Raw genomic sequence first — 19,141 nt, 5'->3', positions numbered from 1 at the left:
AGGCCACGGGGAACCAGGGGCCCGGCGGCTGCAGCAGCCACCGTCCGGCCCCGTCGCCCCCTCCGCCCCCTCGCCCCTGCTCCGTCGCCCGTCCGGCCCGGCTACGGGATCGGCACCGCCGTGCCCGAGACCCGGATCCGGGTGTCGCCCTCGCGCAGCTCGACCGTCAGCACGCCCGGGCGGCCCAGGTCCTCGCCCTGGTGGAGGGTCAGGCTGGCCGGGACGGTCACCGCGCCCCGCTCGCGCAGGTAGGCCCCGAAGGCTGCGGCCGCCGCGCCGGTGGCCGGATCCTCCACGACGCCGCCGACCGGGAACGGGTCGCGGACGTGAAAGAGGTGCTCGCTCTCGCGCCAGACCAGCTGGAGCGTGGTGAGGTCCCGGACCGTCATGTAGGCGGCCAGGCCGTCGAAGTCGTACTCCAGGCGGGCCAGCCGGTCGCGGGTGGCGGCGGCCAGCACCAGGTGGCGGGCGCCCGCGTAGCCGATCCGCGGCGGCAGGGCGGCGTCCAGCTCGTCGGCCGACCAGCCCAGCAGGGCGAGCGCCTCGGCGACGTCCGCCTCGCCGACCTCCTCGACGTGCGGCTCCACGCTGGTGAGGGTGGCGTGCAGCACGCCGTCCGCGCCCTTGTCGACCTCGATCGGCACCTCACCCGCCTGTGTGGCGAAGACGTACCGGCCGGGGCCGTTCCGGTCGGCGAGCGCCACGGCCGAGGCGACGGTGGCATGGCCGCAGAACGGCACCTCGGCCAGCGGGCTGAAGTACCGCACGGTGTAGGCACCTCCGGCGTCGCCCGAGGTGTCGGCTATCAGGAACGCCGTCTCGGAGTAGCCGACCTCGGCCGCGATGGCGAGCATCCGATCGGAGGACAGGCCAGAGGCGTCGAGCACCACACCTGCCGGGTTCCCCCCGCCCGGGTCGGTGGCGAAGGCGGCGTAGCGCAGGATGTCGGGCTCGGGGGCGGCCAAGGGCGCGGCGTCACTGGTCATGACCGCTCGAACACCGCCCTTCGGCCCGCTGTTCCCGGCCTCCCCCACCGACCGGTGGTGCGCCACGCGACGCGCGCCCCCAACCCGCGCCCCCAACCCGCGCCCCCAACCCGCGCCGCCACCCGCGGCCCCACCCGCGGCCACGCGGTGCGAAGAGCGCCGCACACGGTCCGGCCGAAGCGTCCGGGGACCGCCGCCCTCAGGACGACCGGGCCCCGATCGGGCCTCATCCAAGACTCATCCAGGCCCCGTCCAGACCCCAGCTGCGCCCCGATCCCCCACCACGCCCCAACCACGCTCCAACCCGTGCGATGATCACATTCATGGCCGTCACCGCCTACCAGCAGCAACTCCGCGACCGGTTCCTCGCCGCACCCGTGGTCGCGCCACCGCCGCCGTGGCAGCCGGTCGGCGGCGGCCTGATCCCGGTCGGCGGGCTGCTCGGCATCGGCTTCGCCACCGACCCGGCCACCGGCCACGACCTCGTACTGACGGTGTCCAGTAGCGGTCACGGCCTCTTCGACGCGGTGACCGGCGAGAAGATCGAGCGTGACTACGACCCGGAGGAGGAGCCCTACGGCCCGGACCTCTCCTGCCCCGGCATCGGCCCGGTCGCGGACGTCCGCATCCCGGTGGCCGGCCTGTACGGCGGCGGACTGCACACCCACGCCGACGGCGGGTGGCACGTCGAGGTGCTGACCCCGGAGTGGCCCAACGAGCGGGTGCTGCTCTGCACCGGCCGCGGGCCGTTCGAGGGCGGGCACGGCGAGAACTGGTGGCACGTGTACCACTCCTCCTGGTCCACCTTCCGCGCCGCGGGCTTCTCCCCCTCGGGCCGGACCCTGGCCGTGGCCACCAGCAGCGACCTCACCCTCTGGACCCGCGCCGGCACCGGCGGCTGACCCCCGCCACCACGCCCACCCGCACCGCGGGCCCCGTCCCGGACCGCACGCCCACCGGCGCCTCGTCACTGCCCCGGAACGCCCGCACCGCGCCCCCGCCCCGGCACCGGAGGCGGAGGCGGAGGCGGAGGCGGAACCCGTGTCCGCGGTCCGCTCCGCCCACGCCTCCCGACGTGCGACCGGTTCGCAGGTCGCCGATGCTGGGCGTCGACGCGTGTCCGGTGTACGGCGCCCGGGCCGGCCCGAGGAAGGACGACCCCGCATGAGCTCCCTCGACTTCGAGGTCATCGACAGCCCCGACAGCTCGCTCAACAAGACCTCCGTGCTGGTGACCGGCCCCGACCACGCCCTGCTGGTGGACGCCGGCTTCACCCGCTCCGACGGGCGTCGGCTGGTCGAGCGGGTCCGGGCCAGCGGCAAGCGGCTGACCACCGTGTTCGTCAGCCACGGCGACCCGGACTTCTACTTCGGGGCGCAGGAGGTGCAGGACGCCTTCCCGAAGGCACGGTTCCTCGCCACGGCCAGCACGGTGGAGCACATCCAGGAGTCCTACGAGGACAAGCTGAGAGCCTGGGCCCACCTCGGCCCGGAGCTGCCGTCCAGGCTGGTGCGCCCCGAGGTGCTGCACGGCGACGAACTCGTCTTCGAGGGACACCGGTTCGAGCTGCGCGGCGCCGACTTCCACCTGCCGGACCGGCACTACCTCTGGCAGCACCACCACCGCACGGTCCTCGGCGGGGTGCTGCTCTTCGAGGGCCTGCACGTCTGGACCGCCGACACCCCGAGACCCGAGCAGCGGGCCGCCTGGATCGACCTGCTGGACGGCATGGAGGCGTTGCAGCCCGCCCTCGTGGTGCCCGGCCACCGGACGGCCGGCGCGCCCGCCATCGCCACCGCGATCGACCACACCCGCGCCTACCTGCGGGCGTTCGAGACCGAGATCGGCCGGGCGGCGGACGCGGCCTCCGCCAAGGAGGCGCTGGAGCGGCGCTTCCCGGATCTGGGGATGAAGCTGGCGGTCGACCTCGGGACCAAGGTCGCCATGGGCGAGATGACCTGGGGCTGAGCCGAGATGATCGAGATCCCGAGGTCCGCCGCCACCTTCGCCGAGTCCGACGCCCCCGCCGACGTGGTCCGCCGCCAGTACCTGGCGTCGGCGCGCGGTGACCTGGCCGCCCTGCGGGCCACGCTCGCCGACGACGTCGAGTGGACGGAGATGGCCGGCTTCCCGCTGGCCGGCACCTACCGCACCCCGAAGGGCGTCACCAACGGGGTGATGGAGCGCCTGGCCGCCGAGTGGGACAGCTGGACGGCCCACGACGACCACTACGTGGTGGACGGCGAGAACGTGGTGGTGCTGGCCCGCTACACCGCCGTACACCGGTCCACCCGTCGCCCGCTGGCGGTCCGGGTGGCGCACCACTTCACCGTACGCGGCGGCCTGATCGTGCGCTTCGAGCAGTTCGTCGACACCGCCCTGGTGCGGGACGCCATGACTCCGTAGCGGGCGGCCCGGGCCGACCCCACGTCCCACGGATCCCCAACGACCCGGAGGCGCCCACCCTCCGTGAGCCACCCACCGTCAAGGAGCCGCCCACCATTCCGGAGGCGCCCACCATCCCGGAGGGACCCGCCGTCCCGGAGGGGCCCGCCGTCCCGGAGTGCCCACCGGAACGACCGCCACAGGAACCCGCCGGGACGACCCACCGGACGGGCCCACCGGGCGCACACCAAACCCCTCGCGCCCCGGTTCACCCATTAGGGCGACCAACTGCGGCGCGCCTGGCGTGGTCTCGACAGGCTGCGCCGGATGGCGGCAGGCTGTCCGTGATTCCGGCCGGAGAGCGAGGAGTTCAGCATGAGCACGGGCACAGCAGGAACGGCCGACGGCGGCGGGCGAGAGCGCCCGATCGTCATCGTCGGCGCCTCCCTCGGCGGGGCGAAGGCCGCGGAGGCGCTGCGCGAGGCCGGGTACCGCGGCGGCATCGTCCTGATCGGTGACGAGCACGAGCGCCCGTACGAGCGTCCGCCGCTCTCCAAGGGCTACCTGCTCGGCAAGACGCCGCGCGAGAAGATCTACGTCCACCCGCCCCAGTGGTACGCCGAGCACGACGTCACGCTCCGGCTCGGTGCCCCGGTCGTCTCGGTCGACCCGGCCGGGCACACCGTCACGCTCGCCGACGACGGCCGGATCGAGTACGCGAAGCTGCTCCTCACCACCGGCTCGGTGCCGCGCCGTCTGCCGGTGCCGGGCGCGGACCAGGACGGCGTGCTCTACCTGCGCCGGGTCGAGGAGAGCGACCGGATCCGGGCGGCGCTCAGGCCCGGGGCCCGGGTCGTGGTGATCGGCGCGGGCTGGATCGGCCTGGAGACGGCGGCGGCCGCGCGGACCGCAGGGGCCGAGGTGACCGTGCTGGAGGCGGCCGAGCTGCCGCTGCTGCGGGTGCTGGGCCGAGAGGTCGCCCAGGTCTTCGCCGACCTGCACCGCGACCACGGCGTGGACCTGCGGTTCAACGCCAAGGTCGAGGAGCTGACCGGGACCGGCGGCACGGTCACCGGGGTGCGCCTCGCGGACGGCGCCACGGTGGCGGCGGACACGGTGATCATCGGCATCGGCATCGCCCCGCTCACGGCGCTCGCCGAGTCGGCCGGCCTGGAGGTCGTGAACGGCATCAGGACCGACGAGCACCTGCGCACCTCGGACCCGGACATCTACGCGGCGGGGGACGTCGCGAACGCCTTCCACCCGCTGCTCGGCCGCCACATCCGGGTCGAGCACTGGGCCAACGCGCTCAACCAGCCGCAGACGGCGGCCCGCGCGATGCTCGGCCAGGACGGCCCGGAGGCGGTCTACGACCGGGTGCCGTACTTCTTCACCGACCAGTACGACCTGGGGATGGAGTACATCGGTTACGTCGAACCGGGCGGCTACGACCAGGTCGTCTTCCGGGGCGACCGCGCCACCCGCGAGTTCATCGCCTTCTGGCTGTCCGGCGGCCGGGTCCTGGCGGGCATGAACGTCAACGTCTGGGATGTCACCGACCCGATCCGCGAACTGATCGTCTCCAAGCGTGTGGTGGACGCCGACCGCCTGACGAACCCGGACGTCGCCCTCGGCGAGGTCTGAGACACGGCAAGAGCCCTGGCCGGCGAGCAGCCGACCGAGGCCCCGCCCGTTCACCGCCGAGGGATGCACACGGACGGGGCCGGCTCGGTGGACAGGGCTCCATCCGGCGGGCGTGCACACCCTCGGCGAGCAGGGAGAAACCGTGCCGTTCCCAGGCCGGCGAAGCTTCTCCATCGCCTCCTCGTCCGGCCGCCGGACTGCGGGGTCCTCCGAGTCGTAGCTGCACGGCTCACCGGCCCGTGGTCGTGGATCGGGGCCGGACAGCAGACGGCGAGCGTCCCTGGAACGACCAGGCGCCGCAGAGTCTCGACGGCCAGGCGCATCCCGACGCCCTTCCCCCGCCACTCGGCCGAGACCTCGACGGACTCCAGCAGGAGCAGCAGCGAGGGGCGAGGCTCTGCCGGCGCCGTACTCCCGGCGGGCAGCGTGGCCGACGACGCGGTCGCCATCCCGAATCGCTGACCATTCGTCAGCCCCAGTATCCGGGGCTGGCGCCAATAGATCTCAAAACGCCACAATCGCAAGGTCGTTGACGTCATTCGCGCCCTATCCTGACACGCCGTCACAAATCGGTCGCCACCGACGACAGGGCAGAGCCGATGACCGTGCGGACCCCTTCTCGACTACGCGAGGGCGACGCCGAAGACAAGATCTTCCCGCCATTGACCATGCCCACCTCACCACATAGCCTGGCGATCGCAGCACCGGTATTGAGACACAGGATCCCCAGCAGCGGACACTTTCGGAGCAGCTGGGGACTTCACCGAACGGCAGGCGTCCGCGCACGCCTGGTCTTTGCCATGGGGGATGCACGAATGGCCGACTTAACCGTCTGTATACGCAGTGCCCAAGGTGGCTCCGCCACCCCGTCCCTTTCGGGCCTCGTCGAGTGGCATGCGACCCGGGACCCCGATGCAGTGGCCGTGGACTATCCGGACTCCGGAATCGCCCTGAACTACGGCGAGTTGAGCCGCCGGGCCAACCGGCTGGCGGCATATCTGAGCTCGCAGGGCGTAGGGCTCGGCGACCACGTGGTCACCTGTCTGCCGGCCGGCCCCGAGCTGGTGGTCGCCCTGCTCGCGATCATCCGGGCAGGGGCAGCCTATGTGCCGGTGGATCCGTTACACCCGATGGAACGCCGCCGGCTGATCTTGCGGGACTGTGCTGCACGCGCCGTGGTGACGCAGAGCTCCTTCGCGGCGGACTGCGAGGGCATGGGTGCGGCCGTGGTTGCGGTGGACACCCTCGCCGAGGAGATCGCCGGACTGCCGGCCGACCTGCCCGAGGTGACGCCGACCCGCGAGGACCCCGCCTACATCTGCTACACCTCCGGAACCACCGGTACTCCCAAGGGAGTTGTTGTTCCTCATCGGGCCGTGCTGGATCTGCTGCACTCCACCGACTACGTGCAACTCACCTCGCGCGACGTCATGGCACAAGCCGCCAACCCCGCCTTCGACGCGGTCACCTTCGAGATCTGGGGCGCCCTCACCGCCGGCGCGCGGCTGGTCGGCCTGCCGAAGGACACCGTGGTGGACCCGGCCGCGTTCGAGCGGGCCGTCAAGGAACACGGACTGACCGTGCTGTTCCTGACCACCGCGCTGTTCAACCAGATTGCCCGGGAACGGCCTTGGGCCTTCGGGCAGCTTCGGGTACTGCTCTTCGGCGGCGAGGCATGCAACCCGCGGAGGGTACGCCAGGTGCTGGCGGCCGAGCCGCCGAAGCATCTGCTGCACGTGTACGGGCCCACCGAGACCACAACCTTCGCCACCTGGTACGAGATCACCGAGGTGGCGGAGGACGCCAGAACAATCCCGATTGGCAGACCGATCGGCGCCACGATCGGCCTGGTCCTCGACGACGCTCTCCGGCCAGTTGCCCCTGGCGACTCCGGCGAGCTGTACCTGGGAGGACCCTGCCTCGCTCTCGGCTACCTCAACCGCCCCGAACTCACCCGGGAGCGCTTCGTCGACAACCCGGTCGAGCCCGGTTCGGGTCGGCTCTACCGTACCGGCGACCACGTCCTGCTACGCGAGGATGGCGCGGTCGAGTTCCTGGACCGTGTCGACAATCAGGTCAAGCTGCGCGGGTTCCGGATCGAGCTGGGCGAGATCGAGGCGGTCCTCGCCGCCCACCCTGCGGTCTCCGAGGCCGTGGCCTCGGTGTACCAGCAGGCCGAGGACGACCGGCGGCTGATCGCCCACGTGGTGCCGGCGGGTGTCGCCGCCGCGGAGTCGGCCAGCCAGGTCACCGAGTGGCGGGAGATTTACGAAACTCTCTACGACGACGCCGATTCCGCCGACCTTGGCGAGAACTTCGTCGGATGGAACAGTAGTTACGACGACCTGCCGATCCCGCTCGACCAGATGCGGGAGTGGCGTGCGACGACGGTGGACCGTATTCGGGAGCTCCGGCCGCGCCGGGTGCTGGAGATCGGCGTGGGTACCGGCCTGCTGATGTCCCAGCTCGCGGCGGACTGCGAGGAGTACTGGGGAAGCGACTTCTCCCCGTCGGTGATCGAGGCGCTGCGCGCCCAGACCGAGACGGATCCTCGCCTGCGCGGCAGGGTCAACCTGCGCTGCCAGGCCGCCGACGTCGTGGACGGGCTGCCGGTGGGCCACTTCGACACGGTCGTGATCAATTCGGTCATCCAGTACTTTCCCAACGTCGAGTACCTGCGGACGGTGGTCGAACGCGTGCTGCCGCTGCTCGCCCCGGGCGGCTCGTTCTTCCTCGGCGACTTGCGGAACCTGGACCTGCTGCGCTGCATGCAGACCGGCGTCGAGCTGGTGCGGGCAGGCGACGGCGAGGACGACCGGGACAGCGAGAGCGTCCGCCGGTCGATCAGCCAGCGGGTCGAGCTGGAGACTGAACTGCTGCTCTCCCCGGCCCTGTTCACCGCGCTGGCCCGGGAGCTGCCGGCGATCCGCGCGGTTGACGTCCGGGTCAAGCGCGGCACCCATCACAACGAGCTCACCCGCTACCGCTACGAGGCCGTGCTGAGCACTGGCGAGCCGATCGCGGACCTCCGGGAGATGCCGCGGCTCGGCTGGGGCACGGATCTGGGCTCCACCGCCGAGCTCGAGGCGTATCTGCAGGCCGAGGCACCCGCCGCCCTGCGGATCGCTGGGGTGCCCAACGCCCGTATCCACCAGGAGTGGACCGTGATGCGGGCGCTCGACTCTGGCGTCGGCCTCGCCGAGGCCGTACAGAGGTCGGCCGAGACGGGCGCCGCACCCGATCCGGAGGAGCTCTGCGCCCTCGGCGAGCGCGCCGGGTACCGGGCGTTCGCGACCTGGGGGGCCGGCGCGGTCGAGACCGTCGACATCGTCCTGCTCGCTCCCGGCACCGAGGCCGGCCCGCTGACGGCCGGCTACGCCCTCGACGCCGCCGAGGCCCCTGAGGTCGGCGACTGCGCCAACAACCCCACCGCCTTCGACAGCACGGTCGACCTGGCGGTGACCCTGCGCGGCTACCTCCAGCAGCAACTGCCGGACTACATGGTCCCGGCTGCGCTGATGACGCTCGAAGCCCTGCCGCTCACCCCGAACGGGAAGGTCGACCGGCGCGCTCTGCCGACCCCGACGCTCGCGGCCACCATGCCCGGCACCCCGCCGGGGACGCCGATCGAGGAGATCGTCCGTGACCTGTTCGCGGAGGTCCTCGGACTGCCGAAGCGCGAGGTGTACGCGGACTCCGACTTCTTCTCCCTTGGCGGGCACTCGCTGATCGCCGCGCGCCTGGTCGCCCGCCTGCGCGCCACCCTCGGGGTCGACCCCGGCACCCGGGCGCTGTACGAGGCGCCGACGGTGCAGGGGCTCGCCGCCCTGGCCGGTGACGCGGGCCATTTCGGCGGGCGGGGCGGTGCCGAGGGCGGCACCGGAAACCTCGTGCTGCCCATGCGGTTCGACCGGGCCCTGGACGTCAAGGCCCTGGAGTCCGCGCTGAAGGACCTGGCCCGCCGGCATCAGGCGCTGTCCGGCCTGGTGGTCGAAACGCTGACGGCCGAGCCGCCGGGGAAGGCCACCGCGGCCGAGCTGTCGGCGGATGCCGGCTGCCGCCCGCTCGGCGCGGAACTCCCCATCACCGCCCAGTTGTTCGCCTTCGCGCCGGACAACCACCTGGTGCTGCTCACGCTCCGCCCCGAACTGATCGACGCCGCCTCGTACCTGCCGCTCGCTGCGGATCTGGTCCGCGCATACGAGGCCCGCTCGGTGGGCGAGGCACCGCGCTGGCCGGCCTCCACCGCCCTCGGTGGTGCCGCTGCTCGGCCCGGGCCGGCGGCGGACATCCCCGAGCCGACTCCGCTGCCAGGGGCCAAGGCCGATGCCGACAGCACGCAGGTCGGCCGGGCGGGGACCGTCATCGATGCCCAACTGCACCGTCGGCTCGTCCAGTTCGCGGCCGACCAAGGCGCTACCGTAGCGATGGCGGTGCACGCAGGCCTGGCGGCCCTGCTCACCCGGCTCGGCGCGGGCACCGACGTCGTGCTGGCCACCCCGGTCCCCGTACGGGGCAGCGATGGCCTGCGGTCCGCGGTCGGCCGGCACACCTGCACGGTGCCGCTGCGAACGGACACCTCGGGCGACCCCGCCTTCGGCGCGCTGCTCCAGCGGGTCCGCGCCACCCAACTGGCGGCGTTCCGCCAGGAGCCCGTGCCGGCCCGTGCCGGTGGGGTGGTCTTCTCCACCGCCCTGCAGGCCGGGGCGACCTTTGAGACCGCCGACCTGGTGGTCCGGGCCGAACAGCCCCGCCGGCCACACCCGGACGCGGACCTGGCGCTCGTGCTGACGGAGCGGCAGAGCGCGACCGGCGAGCCGCTGGGGATCGAGGTCGAGGCCTCCTACCGCGCGGGCGCGATCGGCGCCGAGGCGGTCTCGGCGTTGCTCGACGGTCTGGTGACGCTGCTCGTCTCGGCCCTCGCCGACCCAGGACAGGGCATCGGCGCGCTGCGGGTGCTCTCGGACCAGGCCCTGGAACGCTCCCAGCGGGCCTGGGCGGGGGAGCGTCACGACGTCCCGGCCGAAACGGTGCCGGAGCTCTTCGCGGCCCGGCTCCGGGAGCAGGCCGACGCCGTCGCGCTCGACGACGGCTCGCGGCAGGTGACGTACGCGGAGCTCGGCCGCCACTCCGACCGGCTCGCCCGCACGCTCGCCGAGTACAACGTGGGGCCGGGCACGGCCGTGGCCACTGCGATCGCCTCCCCGCTCGGGTTCGCGGCAGCTGTGCTGGCGGTCGCGAAGGCGGGCGCCATCTGCCTGCCCTTCGACCCGGGCGCGCTCCCGGCTGCTCTCGCGGAGCGGGCCGGCGTGCTCCTGCTCGACACCGCCGCCGCGCAGGCTGTCCCCGAGACGACCGGCCCGACCGCCCGCCTGCTGCTCGACGTTGCGTCCGAATTCGCGTCCGGACTCGCGTCCGGACTCGCGTTCGGACCCGCGTTCGACGACGGTCAGGACGACGGCCGCGCCGATCAGGGAGCCTGGCCCGCCGAGGCGCTGACCCCGTCGCACCCGGTGCTGCTGGCCGCCACCGGCACCCCGCAGGTCGGCGAGGTGCTGATCGGCGCCGAAGGCATCGCCACCGTAGCCGCCTGGCGCTCGGCCGAGCAGCCGGGGGCGCGTAGCGCCTGGCTGCACCCGGGCTACCCTGGCGTCGCTGCCGCGCTCGACCTGTTGGAGTCGCTCGCGGCCGGAGCCACGGTGCTGGTGCCGGACGCGAAGCGGTACGACGACCTGCCCGGTCTGTTCAACTGGCTGCAGGACAGCGGCGCCGACCACGCTGTCTCCACCGAGCCGCTGCTGGCCGCACTGGCCGGCGCGTACGACGAGCCGGGCCGCGCAGCCGTTGCTCCGAGCTGCTTCACGGTGTCCACCGACCGGGACGACGTGAGCCCTGAGATCCACACCTTTGCCAGGGACCATGGACTCTCGCTGACCGTTCGGGCCGGCTGCCCCGAGGCCCGTACGGTGGTCGCCCACCGGCCCGGTGCCGACGGACGACCCGCCTGGAACCACCGCGCGCACGTGCTCGACGCCCAACTGCGGCCGGTGCCCCCCGGTGGGACCGGTGCGCTGTACCTCGCGGGCGCGGGCCTCGCGCTCGGGTACGCCAACCGACCCGACGCGACCGGCGACCGCTTCGTCCCCGACCCCTTCGAGACCTCCGGCGAGCGCATGTGGCGCACCGTCCGCGCCGCCCGGCGCGACGGTGCGGGCCGGCTGGAGATCCTCGACGAGCCGTGGGCCGGGGACCCCTTCGAGGACGAGTACGGGACCTTCGTCGTCGTCGCCGACGGCCGGGGCCGGCAGGCCCTGTGGCCCAAGCAGGTACCGGTGCCGACCGGTTGGCAGGAAGTCCACCCCGAGGACCTGCGCGATCTCTGTCTCGACTTCCTCAGTGAGCAGCCGGCTGCCGACCTCCGGCTCGGCGGCTGATCCCGCTTCGCCCTGACGGTCCAACCACCCACAAACACACAAGGTTTCTCCATGACTGCGATGGCCCATACCCCTGCAGCGAACGGACAGGCCGAGACCCCGGACCTGTACCACCACGTCCTCGACCTCACCGAGCACGACGCCCGCGCGGCCCACGAGCTGGCTGTGGAGTGCGTGAGGATGTTCAAGGCCTCCAATGACCTGCGGTTCCTCGACGAGGCTCCGGTGCTCGCCCAGGAGCTGCCGCTCGCGGTGCGCCGGCACCTCAACGGCGCGCGCCGCGACGAGCTGACCCACACGGCTGTGATCCGCGGCAATCTGGTCGACCAGACCGCGTTGGGCCGTACGCCCGACCACTGGAGCGCGGCCGACACCGAGCCGAGCCAGGTCTACGGCGCCCTACTGGTTCTGTACTCCGCCCTGCTCGGCGACGTCATCGGCTGGGCCACCCAGCAGTCCGGCCGGTTGGTCACGGACGTGCTACCGAGCCGTGGGTACGAGCAGAGCCTGATCTCCGCCTCCAGCGAACTCGAACTGGGCTGGCACACCGAGGATGCCTTCTCCCCGCACCGCGCGGACTGGGTCGGCCTGTTCGCGCTGCGCAACGGCACGGAGGTGGCCACCACCGTCTCACACGTCGACGTCCGGCGGATGCCCGCGACCGTCGCGCAGGTGCTCGCCCAGCCGAGGTTCGTCGCGATTCCCGACTCCTCGCACGAGTTCGCCGAGGACGAGGCGCCGATGGACCCGGTTGCCATCCTCAGCGGCCACGCCGATGTCCCGGTGCTGCGCATCGACCGCGACTTCTTCAGAGCCCAGCCCGACGACGCCGAGGCGGCGCAGGCCCTGGACTGGGCGATCGAACACCTGGACGCCAACCTGGCGGACGTCTTCATCCGCACCGGCGACGTCTGCTTCGTCGACAACCGCAACGTGGTGCACGGCCGTCGCGCGTTCCGGGCCGGCTTCAACGGTGCCGACCGCTGGCTCAAGCGCGTCAACGTCGTCCGCGACCTGAGGCGCACCCGACCCGGGCGCCTGGACGGCACGACCCGCGTCATCGGGTGACCGCCCGGCCGTTCCCCACCGCCATTCACCAGTTCTGCCCCAGCGAGGAAGCCGATATGACCGCCCCCATCCGCCCCGTCGTTCTTCTGGTCGAGAGTCGCCGCGCGACCTTCACCGACAGTGTGCTCAGCCGCGACGACGTCGCGGTCGTGCTGCTGAGGTTCGACTCCGTCCAACTCACCCCGGAGTACGTCGAGCGCACCGCCCACGTGCCGACCTTCACCCTGGCAACCGCCGCCGAGCCGGAGGCGGAGGCGGAGCGGTACCTGGCCTGGATCGAGACCGTCGGCGTCCGCCCGCAGTACTTCTGCAATCCGAACGAGGCCCTTCAGGCGGCTGCCCAGCACTTCGCCGCCCTCGTCGGGCTGCCGCACCTGACCGAGGAGCAGGTCGCCTGGGTGCGGAACAAGAAGACCATGAAGGACCGGTACGCCGAGCTGGGCATCCCGCACGCGGCCTACCGCCCGGTCACCGTCCTGGCGGACGTCGAGGCCTTCGGTGCCGACCACGGATGGCCGGTCATTCTCAAGCCGATCGACTCCGACTCCTGCATCGGCACATACCGGATCGACTCGGCGGCAGGCCTCGTCGACATCCCGTCGCTCGACCCGGCACTGGAGTGGATGGTCGAGCAGTACATCGCGGGCCGTGAGTTCCAGCTCTGCGCTGTCATCGCCCGCGGTCAGGTCGTGGACGCCTACCTCTCCAAGAACCCCCGCCCGATCATCGAAGTCCTGGACGGAGCGATCAATGCCAACATCACGTACGCGCCGAGCGAGCAGCTCCCGGTCGACGCCAAGGCGCTGGCCCAGCAGCTGACCGACGGGCTGAGCATCCCGTACGGCTACCTGCACGGCGAGTTCTTCCTCACCGAGGACGGCGAGTTCTTCATGAGCGAAGTCGCGGCCCGCCTCAGCGGCTGCGAGGTGCCGATGAACCACGGGCTCGCGTACGGCTTCGACTTCCTGAACGTCATCCTCGACACCTATCTCGACCGGGTCCCGGTGCCCGATTACACCCTGGACCGCGCGGTCGGCGACCTGCTGCTGCCCACCCGGCCCGGCCGGTTGGTGAGCATCAGCACCGAGGAGGAGCTGCTCCGGCTGCCCGGCGTCATCGGCGTCCACCTGACCGCCCAGCCAGGCGACCTGCTCGACCCGCCGCGTGCCTCGCACGCCAGTACCGGCTACGTCCACGTCGAGGGCGCCTCCGCCGACGAGGTCGAGCAGCGCATGCAGGCCGTGCTCGACCACTTCGAGCTCAAGGTGGCGGACGTATGACCGACCTTGGACAGGACTCCTTGTTCGTCGCCCACGAGGCGCTGCCGGATTACTCCCGGGCCGTGACCGAGTGGCTGGCCGACGGCACCGGCCCCGCTACGATCCCGGTGTGGACCGGGGCGCGCGGCGACCTGCTCGACGGGATCGCGCTGTCGCGGTCCGTCTACGCCGGTCGGCGAGCCCCGGAGCCCGCTGACACCGGTGTGATCATCGGCACCTCGTTGCCCGAAGCGGTGCGACGCCTCGCCGGGCCGTTGGCCCGCACCTGGGTCGACAAGGTGTCGGACTTGCCCGACACCGGTTCCGTCCTGCTCCTCGGCAGTTATGCCGAGCTCCGTGCGGAGGCCGTCCAGGACACCGTCGACCAGACCTACGCTCAGGACCGCGACCTGTTCCTGCTCACCGGCCGGGACGCGCACACCCTCAGCTGGGTGATCGCCAAGCAGTACGCGAACGCCGCGCCACACGGTGAGATCGGCATGATCTCGGAGCTGGACACCCAGCCTGCGGCCCCCGGCACCGTCTGGTTCGGCGCTGAGGACGTCCGGCACCGGGACATCCAGGGCATCGCCCTGGACCGGGTCTGGCGCCGGGTGCTGTTCCACGGGAACGGCAAGGACGACCAGCTCAATCTCGGCCGGTTCACCCTCTGCGGGCTGAGCCCGGTCGGCGAGCGGGACCCGGACCTGCCCGGTCCCAAGTGCGCGTACGGGCTGGGCTGCACCAAGCCCGAGGAGAAGCTGATCCCCACTCGGCGGATCAAGGCCGCGGAACTGGTGCTCGCCAACTGCTTCAGCGGCCCGCTGACCGACCACGCGATGTACGACCCGAAGTACGTGATCCTGCTCGACGCGCTGGACGGTCCGGCCCAGACCGTCGTTGCCACCCTGACGGCCTGCGATGGCGCGCGACCGGAGAACCTCGCCTGGCTCACCGAGAGCTCTCCCGAGCGGAACGCGGCCAGGGCGATCAACGACCGGCTGAGGGACATCAACCCCTATCCGTCCTTCGTCCAGATCGGGCTGCGGTCCGGCTCTGGCGTCGAGCAGCCGGCCGTCGTCGCCGACGACGGCGCCGGCCTCCCCCTGCACACTCTTGGGGCGCGGGTGTCCGGCATGCTCAACAGCGGTCTGCTGAGCGCGGACTACCCGCTGCGCCCGCGACTGCAGCAGCTCTCCGACAGCATGCTGCGCTACGCGGCGCGCACCGTCGTACTGTCACCCCTGGAGGGTGGGCCGGCGCTGGCCGCGATCGCCGAAGAGACCAAGTCCCTGGACCTTGCCCTGGCCCACCGGATCGCCAAGCACCACGACGACCCCGTGCTGCAGTTCCCGACCCACTTCGGCGAGCGCAGCACCGCCGAGGACCCCGTCGACCTCGACTGGCCCTGCGCCTGCGGCCGCCCGCTGCGCAGCTACACCCGCCGCGGTCGGCTCCCGGTCATCGCGGACACCGTGCAGGCCGTCTGTGCGCGCTGTGGTGACGTGGTCAACTCCCCGGTGGACGGCACGGACCTCCGGGTAACGGCCCCCGACCAGATGGAGGCCGGGACCACGCTGCACATCTCGGTCACTGTTTCTCCGCACCGGGCGGGCACCGTCAACACCGGTATCGTGCTGCCCATGTACCTGAACGGCCGCGCGGTTCCGGCATTGACCCGGAAGGAGGTCCGGGCCGGGGAGAGCGCCCGGTGCGAGTTCGCGATCGAGATCGCCGCCGAGGCCACGCCCCAGGCGTACTACTTCACCCCGTACGCGGTGCACGACCTCGGCGTCTCCACCCGGCGCGTGCACTTCACCGTGTCCCCGCCGACGCCGGCCGGCACTCGCCGAGGCCCTGGGAGTCCGACCGCATGAGGCCGTCCCTCGTGGACAACCAGACATTCCTGCCGCTGCGGCACCGCAACTTCCGGCAGCTCGCCAGCGGGCGGTTGCTGATCTACTTTGCCAACGCGATGGCACCCGTGGTGCTCGGCTTCGCCGTGCTCGACCTCACCGGGTCGACGACCGACCTCGGGTTCGTTGTGGGTGCGAGATCGCTGGCCAACGTCGTGCTGCTGCTCCTCGGCGGCGTCGTCGCCGACCGGTTCTCCCGGACCCTGGTCCTGCAGGGTTCGGCGATCGGCGCCGCCCTGGTGCAGGGCGTGGTCGCGCTGACCGTGCTGTTCGGCTGGACCTCCATCCCGCTGCTGGTGGTACTCAGCGTGGCGAACGGCGCCCTGTCCGCGCTCTCGCTGCCGGCCTCGGCGGCGCTGACCTCGCAGACCGTTCCGACGGACGTGCTGCGCCCGGCCAACGCCCTGATGCGGATGGCCACCAACATCGGCATGATCATCGGCGCCTCGTTGGGCGGTGTGTTCGCCGCCCTGATCGGCCCCGGGTGGGGCCTCGCGGTCAACGCGCTCTGTCTGTTTCTTGCCGCGCTGTGCTTCCGCGGCGTCCAGATCGCGGCGAGCGACACCGAGTCCGTCGAACCCGCCGAACGCTCCCGCCCGCTGCATGAGCTGAAGGAGGGCTGGCGCGAGTTCACCGCCCGCACCTGGGTGGTGGCCGTGGTGCTCCAGTTCACCGTGGTGAACGCCGTCGTCGCCGGCGGAATCCAGGTCCTCGGGCTCGGAGTCGCCGACGACACCTTCGGGCGCGGCCTATGGGGCGCCGTCCTGGCCGCGCAGATGGCCGGCGCCGTTGCGGGCGGCTTCCTCGCGGCGCGCTCGCGTGCCAGGCACGCGCTGCGCCTTGGCGTGGCGCTGGTCGTGCTGGAGGCGGTGCCACTGGTGGTGCTCGCCGAGGCGCCGGGCGCCCTGCTCCTCGGGGTGGCGATGTTCCTGAACGGGGTAGCGCTGGAGCAGTTCGGCGTGGCCTGGGACGTGTCGCTCCAGGAGAACATCCCCGCCGACCGCCTCGCCCGGGTGTACTCCTACGACGCGCTCGGGTCGTTCATGGCGCTGCCTATCGGCGAGATGGCGGCAGGCCCGGTGGCGCGCCAGATCGGTGAACGGGCCACGCTGCTGTGGGGCGCCGCGCTGGTGGTGCTGGCCACCGCGGCGGCGCTGCTCAGCCGCGACCTGCGCCGCCTCACCGTTGCCTCGGCGGCGCCAAGGCAGCCCGTCAAACAGACCGCCGGTGCCTAGAAGTCTTGCGCCTGATCACCCGTCGGCCGCCCGGTTCCTCGCGAACCGGGCGGCTGCGTCGTGTGCCATGCGCTCCACCTGACCGCCGGGGCGGGGTCGGACGGTTGCCGACGAAGCAGAGCATGACGAGAGCGGTGACCGCGTCGGCACTGCGGAAGCCGAAGCCCCGGCGGATGATGAGTCTGGTCAGGACCGGGCCGGTGGACCCGAAGGCCCTGGCCGACCCGGACGTCCCCCTGACCGACCTCTGACGCGCGCCCCGGGCCGGCCCCGCCCTCCGGAGGCTCACCGAGGACGAAGGCCGCGGGAACGGCACGGGTGAGGCCCGCCCCGGGCATGGTGCCCCGGGGCGGGCCTCGCGGTGCGGATCAGGCCGCCGGGACCCGGTGCACGACCGTCAGGCGACCGGCGGGAAGGCTTCGGCGTCGGGCTTCAGCAGCTGGCCCGGCGCCGGCAGGGCCTTGTTCACCAGGTAGTCGGTGACCAGCTTGTTCAGCTCCGTGCTCCGGCCGACCGCGCAGTGCTCGATCACGTCGACGCTGACCAGCACGGCGCTGCCGAGCTGGCGCTGCATGTTCTGGGCGAACTTGTACTGGGTGGCCGGGTCGTAGAGGTTGCCGATCACCATGACCGGGTTGGCGGTGCGGCGGTTCCAGGGGCCGGTGTACCGCTCGACGTCACGTGCCGGGGCCGGCCAGGTGGCGCAGGCGGGCGCGTCGAAGGCCTGGTAGCGGCCGAAGGTCGGCGACTCCTTCTCCCAGGCGCGGGCCACGTTGGCGAAGACCCGCGGGTTCGACGGGTAGGGCTTGTCCTGGCAGTTGACGCCGTAGTACGAGTCGTCGGCGCTGTACGGGGTCTCCGGCAGGGCCTCGCGCAGCGCGGTGGGAACGGTCACGGCCAGCACGTTCGCGTCGTCGGCGGCCTTCGGGGCCGCCAGCGACGGCGCGCCCTGCTGCTGGAGCACCTCGTGCAGGGCCTGCAGCGACTTGGCCAGCGGCGCCTGCCGGGTCTGCGCGTAGAGGGCGTTGGCCACCTGGCTGGTGAAGCTGGAGAGGGTGACCTTGGTGCCGTCCGGCAGGGTGACCGGGCTGGTGCGCAGGTGGTCGCGGATCGCGTCGAACTTGGCCCGGGTGTCGCCGTCGCCGAAGGCGCAGCGGGGGGCGCCGGCCGTCTTGCAGCGCTTCAGGTACTCGTCCAGGGCGAGTTCGAAGCCGCCGGCGCGCTGGCGGTCGTACTCCAGGCCGTTGTGCAGCCGCAGGTTGGGGTCGACGTTGCCGTCGATGATCAGCGCGCGGACCTTGTCCGGGTACATGTTGGCGTAGGTGGCGCCGATCAGCGTCCCGTAGGAGAACCCGGCGAAGCTCAGTTGCTTGTCGCCGACGGCCCGGCGCATCCGGTCGAGGTCGCGGACGACGTTCTCGGTCGACATGTGCTCGATGAGCGGGCCGGCGTTGCGTTCGCAGGCGTCGGTGTAGTCCTGGGTGGCGGCCAGGGTGCCGTCGATCTCGGCCTTGGTGACGGGTACTCCGACCTGCCGGTCGGTGACGGCGCTCGCCTCCTCGTCGGTGGTGAAGCACTTCAGCGGGTTGCTCCGGGCGACGCCGCGCGGGTCGAAGCCGACCAGGTCGAAGCGGGCCTGCACATCGGGGCCGAACCGGCTGGTGGTGGCCCACAGGTAGCCGCTGCCACCGGGGCCGCCGGGGTTGAGGAACAGCGAGCCGATCCGCTTGGACGGGTCCCCGGCCCGGCGGCGCATCATGGCGATGCCGATCTTCTCGCCGGACGGGTCCGCGTAGTCGAGCGGCACCGGGTAGACGGCGCAGTCGTAGATCCCCGGGTCCGGCTTCGTCGGGTCGGGGTTGCAGGGCGTCCAGGCGACCGGGTCGACCCGGGCCTCGGCGGCGGGCGCGGCCGAGGGTGGTTCGGGTGCGGCCGCCGCCGCGACGGCGGTTCCGGCGACGAGAGCGAACGCGCTGGCAACGGCCAACGCCAGACTGGGTATGCGGGACACGCGACCTCCTCCGGTTCTGCAAACCCGGCCAGCCTGGCAGCCGGGGCGCGGGAGGGGAAGACCATGAACGACAACGAATTCTTCTGGCCAACCGTCATGTCGCAGTGATTTCCGTGCTCTGACGGGCCATCCGGTGCAGGATCCACGGCGCGCTGACGGTTCACCGCCAGCTCCCGACTCCCCCACGGGTGGCGGATGACCGC

12 protein-coding genes are annotated in these 19,141 nt (G+C 72.2%); 10 read left to right on the top strand and 2 right to left on the bottom strand.

Features of this window, described 5'->3' with window-relative positions; translation table 11 throughout:
* Positions 1-101 precede the first annotated feature (101 nt).
* Positions 102-986, bottom strand: coding sequence for a PhzF family phenazine biosynthesis protein (locus tag ACFC1F_RS16335; RefSeq protein WP_376158861.1), 885 nt, complete (start codon positions 984-986; stop codon positions 102-104).
* A 311-nt stretch (positions 987-1,297) separates the two neighbouring features.
* On the opposite strand from ACFC1F_RS16335, the gene ACFC1F_RS16330 reads away from it, so the two are divergent.
* From ACFC1F_RS16330 to ACFC1F_RS16285, 10 genes are all read left to right on the top strand, one after another.
* Entirely contained in the window at positions 1,298-1,888 is a 591-nt protein-coding gene (locus tag ACFC1F_RS16330) for a hypothetical protein (protein ID WP_376158859.1), read from the top strand.
* 262 nt (positions 1,889-2,150) lie between these two features.
* On the top strand, positions 2,151-2,954 hold the full coding sequence (locus ACFC1F_RS16325; protein ID WP_376158857.1) for an MBL fold metallo-hydrolase: 804 nt from the start codon (positions 2,151-2,153) through the stop codon (positions 2,952-2,954).
* Positions 2,955-2,960: 6 nt separating this feature from the next.
* Complete coding sequence (locus ACFC1F_RS16320; RefSeq protein ID WP_376158855.1) at positions 2,961-3,392, top strand: nuclear transport factor 2 family protein; 432 nt, start codon at positions 2,961-2,963, stop codon at positions 3,390-3,392.
* Between the two features lie 354 nt (positions 3,393-3,746).
* Positions 3,747-5,015, top strand: coding sequence for an NAD(P)/FAD-dependent oxidoreductase (locus ACFC1F_RS16315; protein ID WP_376158853.1), 1,269 nt, complete (start codon positions 3,747-3,749; stop codon positions 5,013-5,015).
* Positions 5,016-5,614: 599 nt separating this feature from the next.
* Complete coding sequence (locus ACFC1F_RS16310) at positions 5,615-11,449, top strand: amino acid adenylation domain-containing protein (protein WP_376158851.1); 5,835 nt, start codon at positions 5,615-5,617, stop codon at positions 11,447-11,449.
* 51 nt (positions 11,450-11,500) lie between these two features.
* On the top strand, positions 11,501-12,517 hold the full coding sequence (gene gntD, locus ACFC1F_RS16305; protein ID WP_376158849.1) for a guanitoxin biosynthesis L-enduracididine beta-hydroxylase GntD: 1,017 nt from the start codon (positions 11,501-11,503) through the stop codon (positions 12,515-12,517).
* Positions 12,518-12,573: 56 nt separating this feature from the next.
* A complete protein-coding gene (locus ACFC1F_RS16300; RefSeq protein ID WP_376158847.1) occupies positions 12,574-13,797 on the top strand; it encodes an ATP-grasp domain-containing protein in 1,224 nt (407 codons plus the stop codon).
* Positions 13,794-15,653, top strand: a complete 1,860-nt coding sequence (locus ACFC1F_RS16295; RefSeq protein ID WP_376158845.1) for a hypothetical protein — start codon at positions 13,794-13,796, stop codon at positions 15,651-15,653. Before ACFC1F_RS16300 ends, ACFC1F_RS16295 begins: the two co-directional genes overlap by 4 nt.
* Positions 15,650-16,927 (top strand): MFS transporter, encoded by a 1,278-nt coding sequence (locus ACFC1F_RS16290; RefSeq protein ID WP_376158843.1) that lies wholly within the window; start codon positions 15,650-15,652, stop codon positions 16,925-16,927. The genes ACFC1F_RS16295 and ACFC1F_RS16290 overlap by 4 nt, the downstream gene beginning before the upstream one ends.
* 122 nt (positions 16,928-17,049) lie before the next feature.
* Complete coding sequence (locus ACFC1F_RS16285; RefSeq protein ID WP_376158841.1) at positions 17,050-17,178, top strand: hypothetical protein; 129 nt, start codon at positions 17,050-17,052, stop codon at positions 17,176-17,178.
* 146 nt (positions 17,179-17,324) lie between these two features.
* On the opposite strand, the gene ACFC1F_RS16280 is transcribed toward ACFC1F_RS16285, so the two are convergent.
* Positions 17,325-18,938, bottom strand: a complete 1,614-nt coding sequence (locus tag ACFC1F_RS16280) for an alpha/beta hydrolase (RefSeq protein WP_376158839.1) — start codon at positions 18,936-18,938, stop codon at positions 17,325-17,327.
* Between the last annotated feature and the right edge of the window lie 203 nt (positions 18,939-19,141).

The sequence above is a fragment of the Kitasatospora sp. NPDC056181 genome, assembly GCF_042266225.1.
GTDB lineage: Bacteria > Actinomycetota > Actinomycetes > Streptomycetales > Streptomycetaceae > Kitasatospora.
This window is presented reverse-complemented; position numbering and strand designations above follow the sequence as displayed.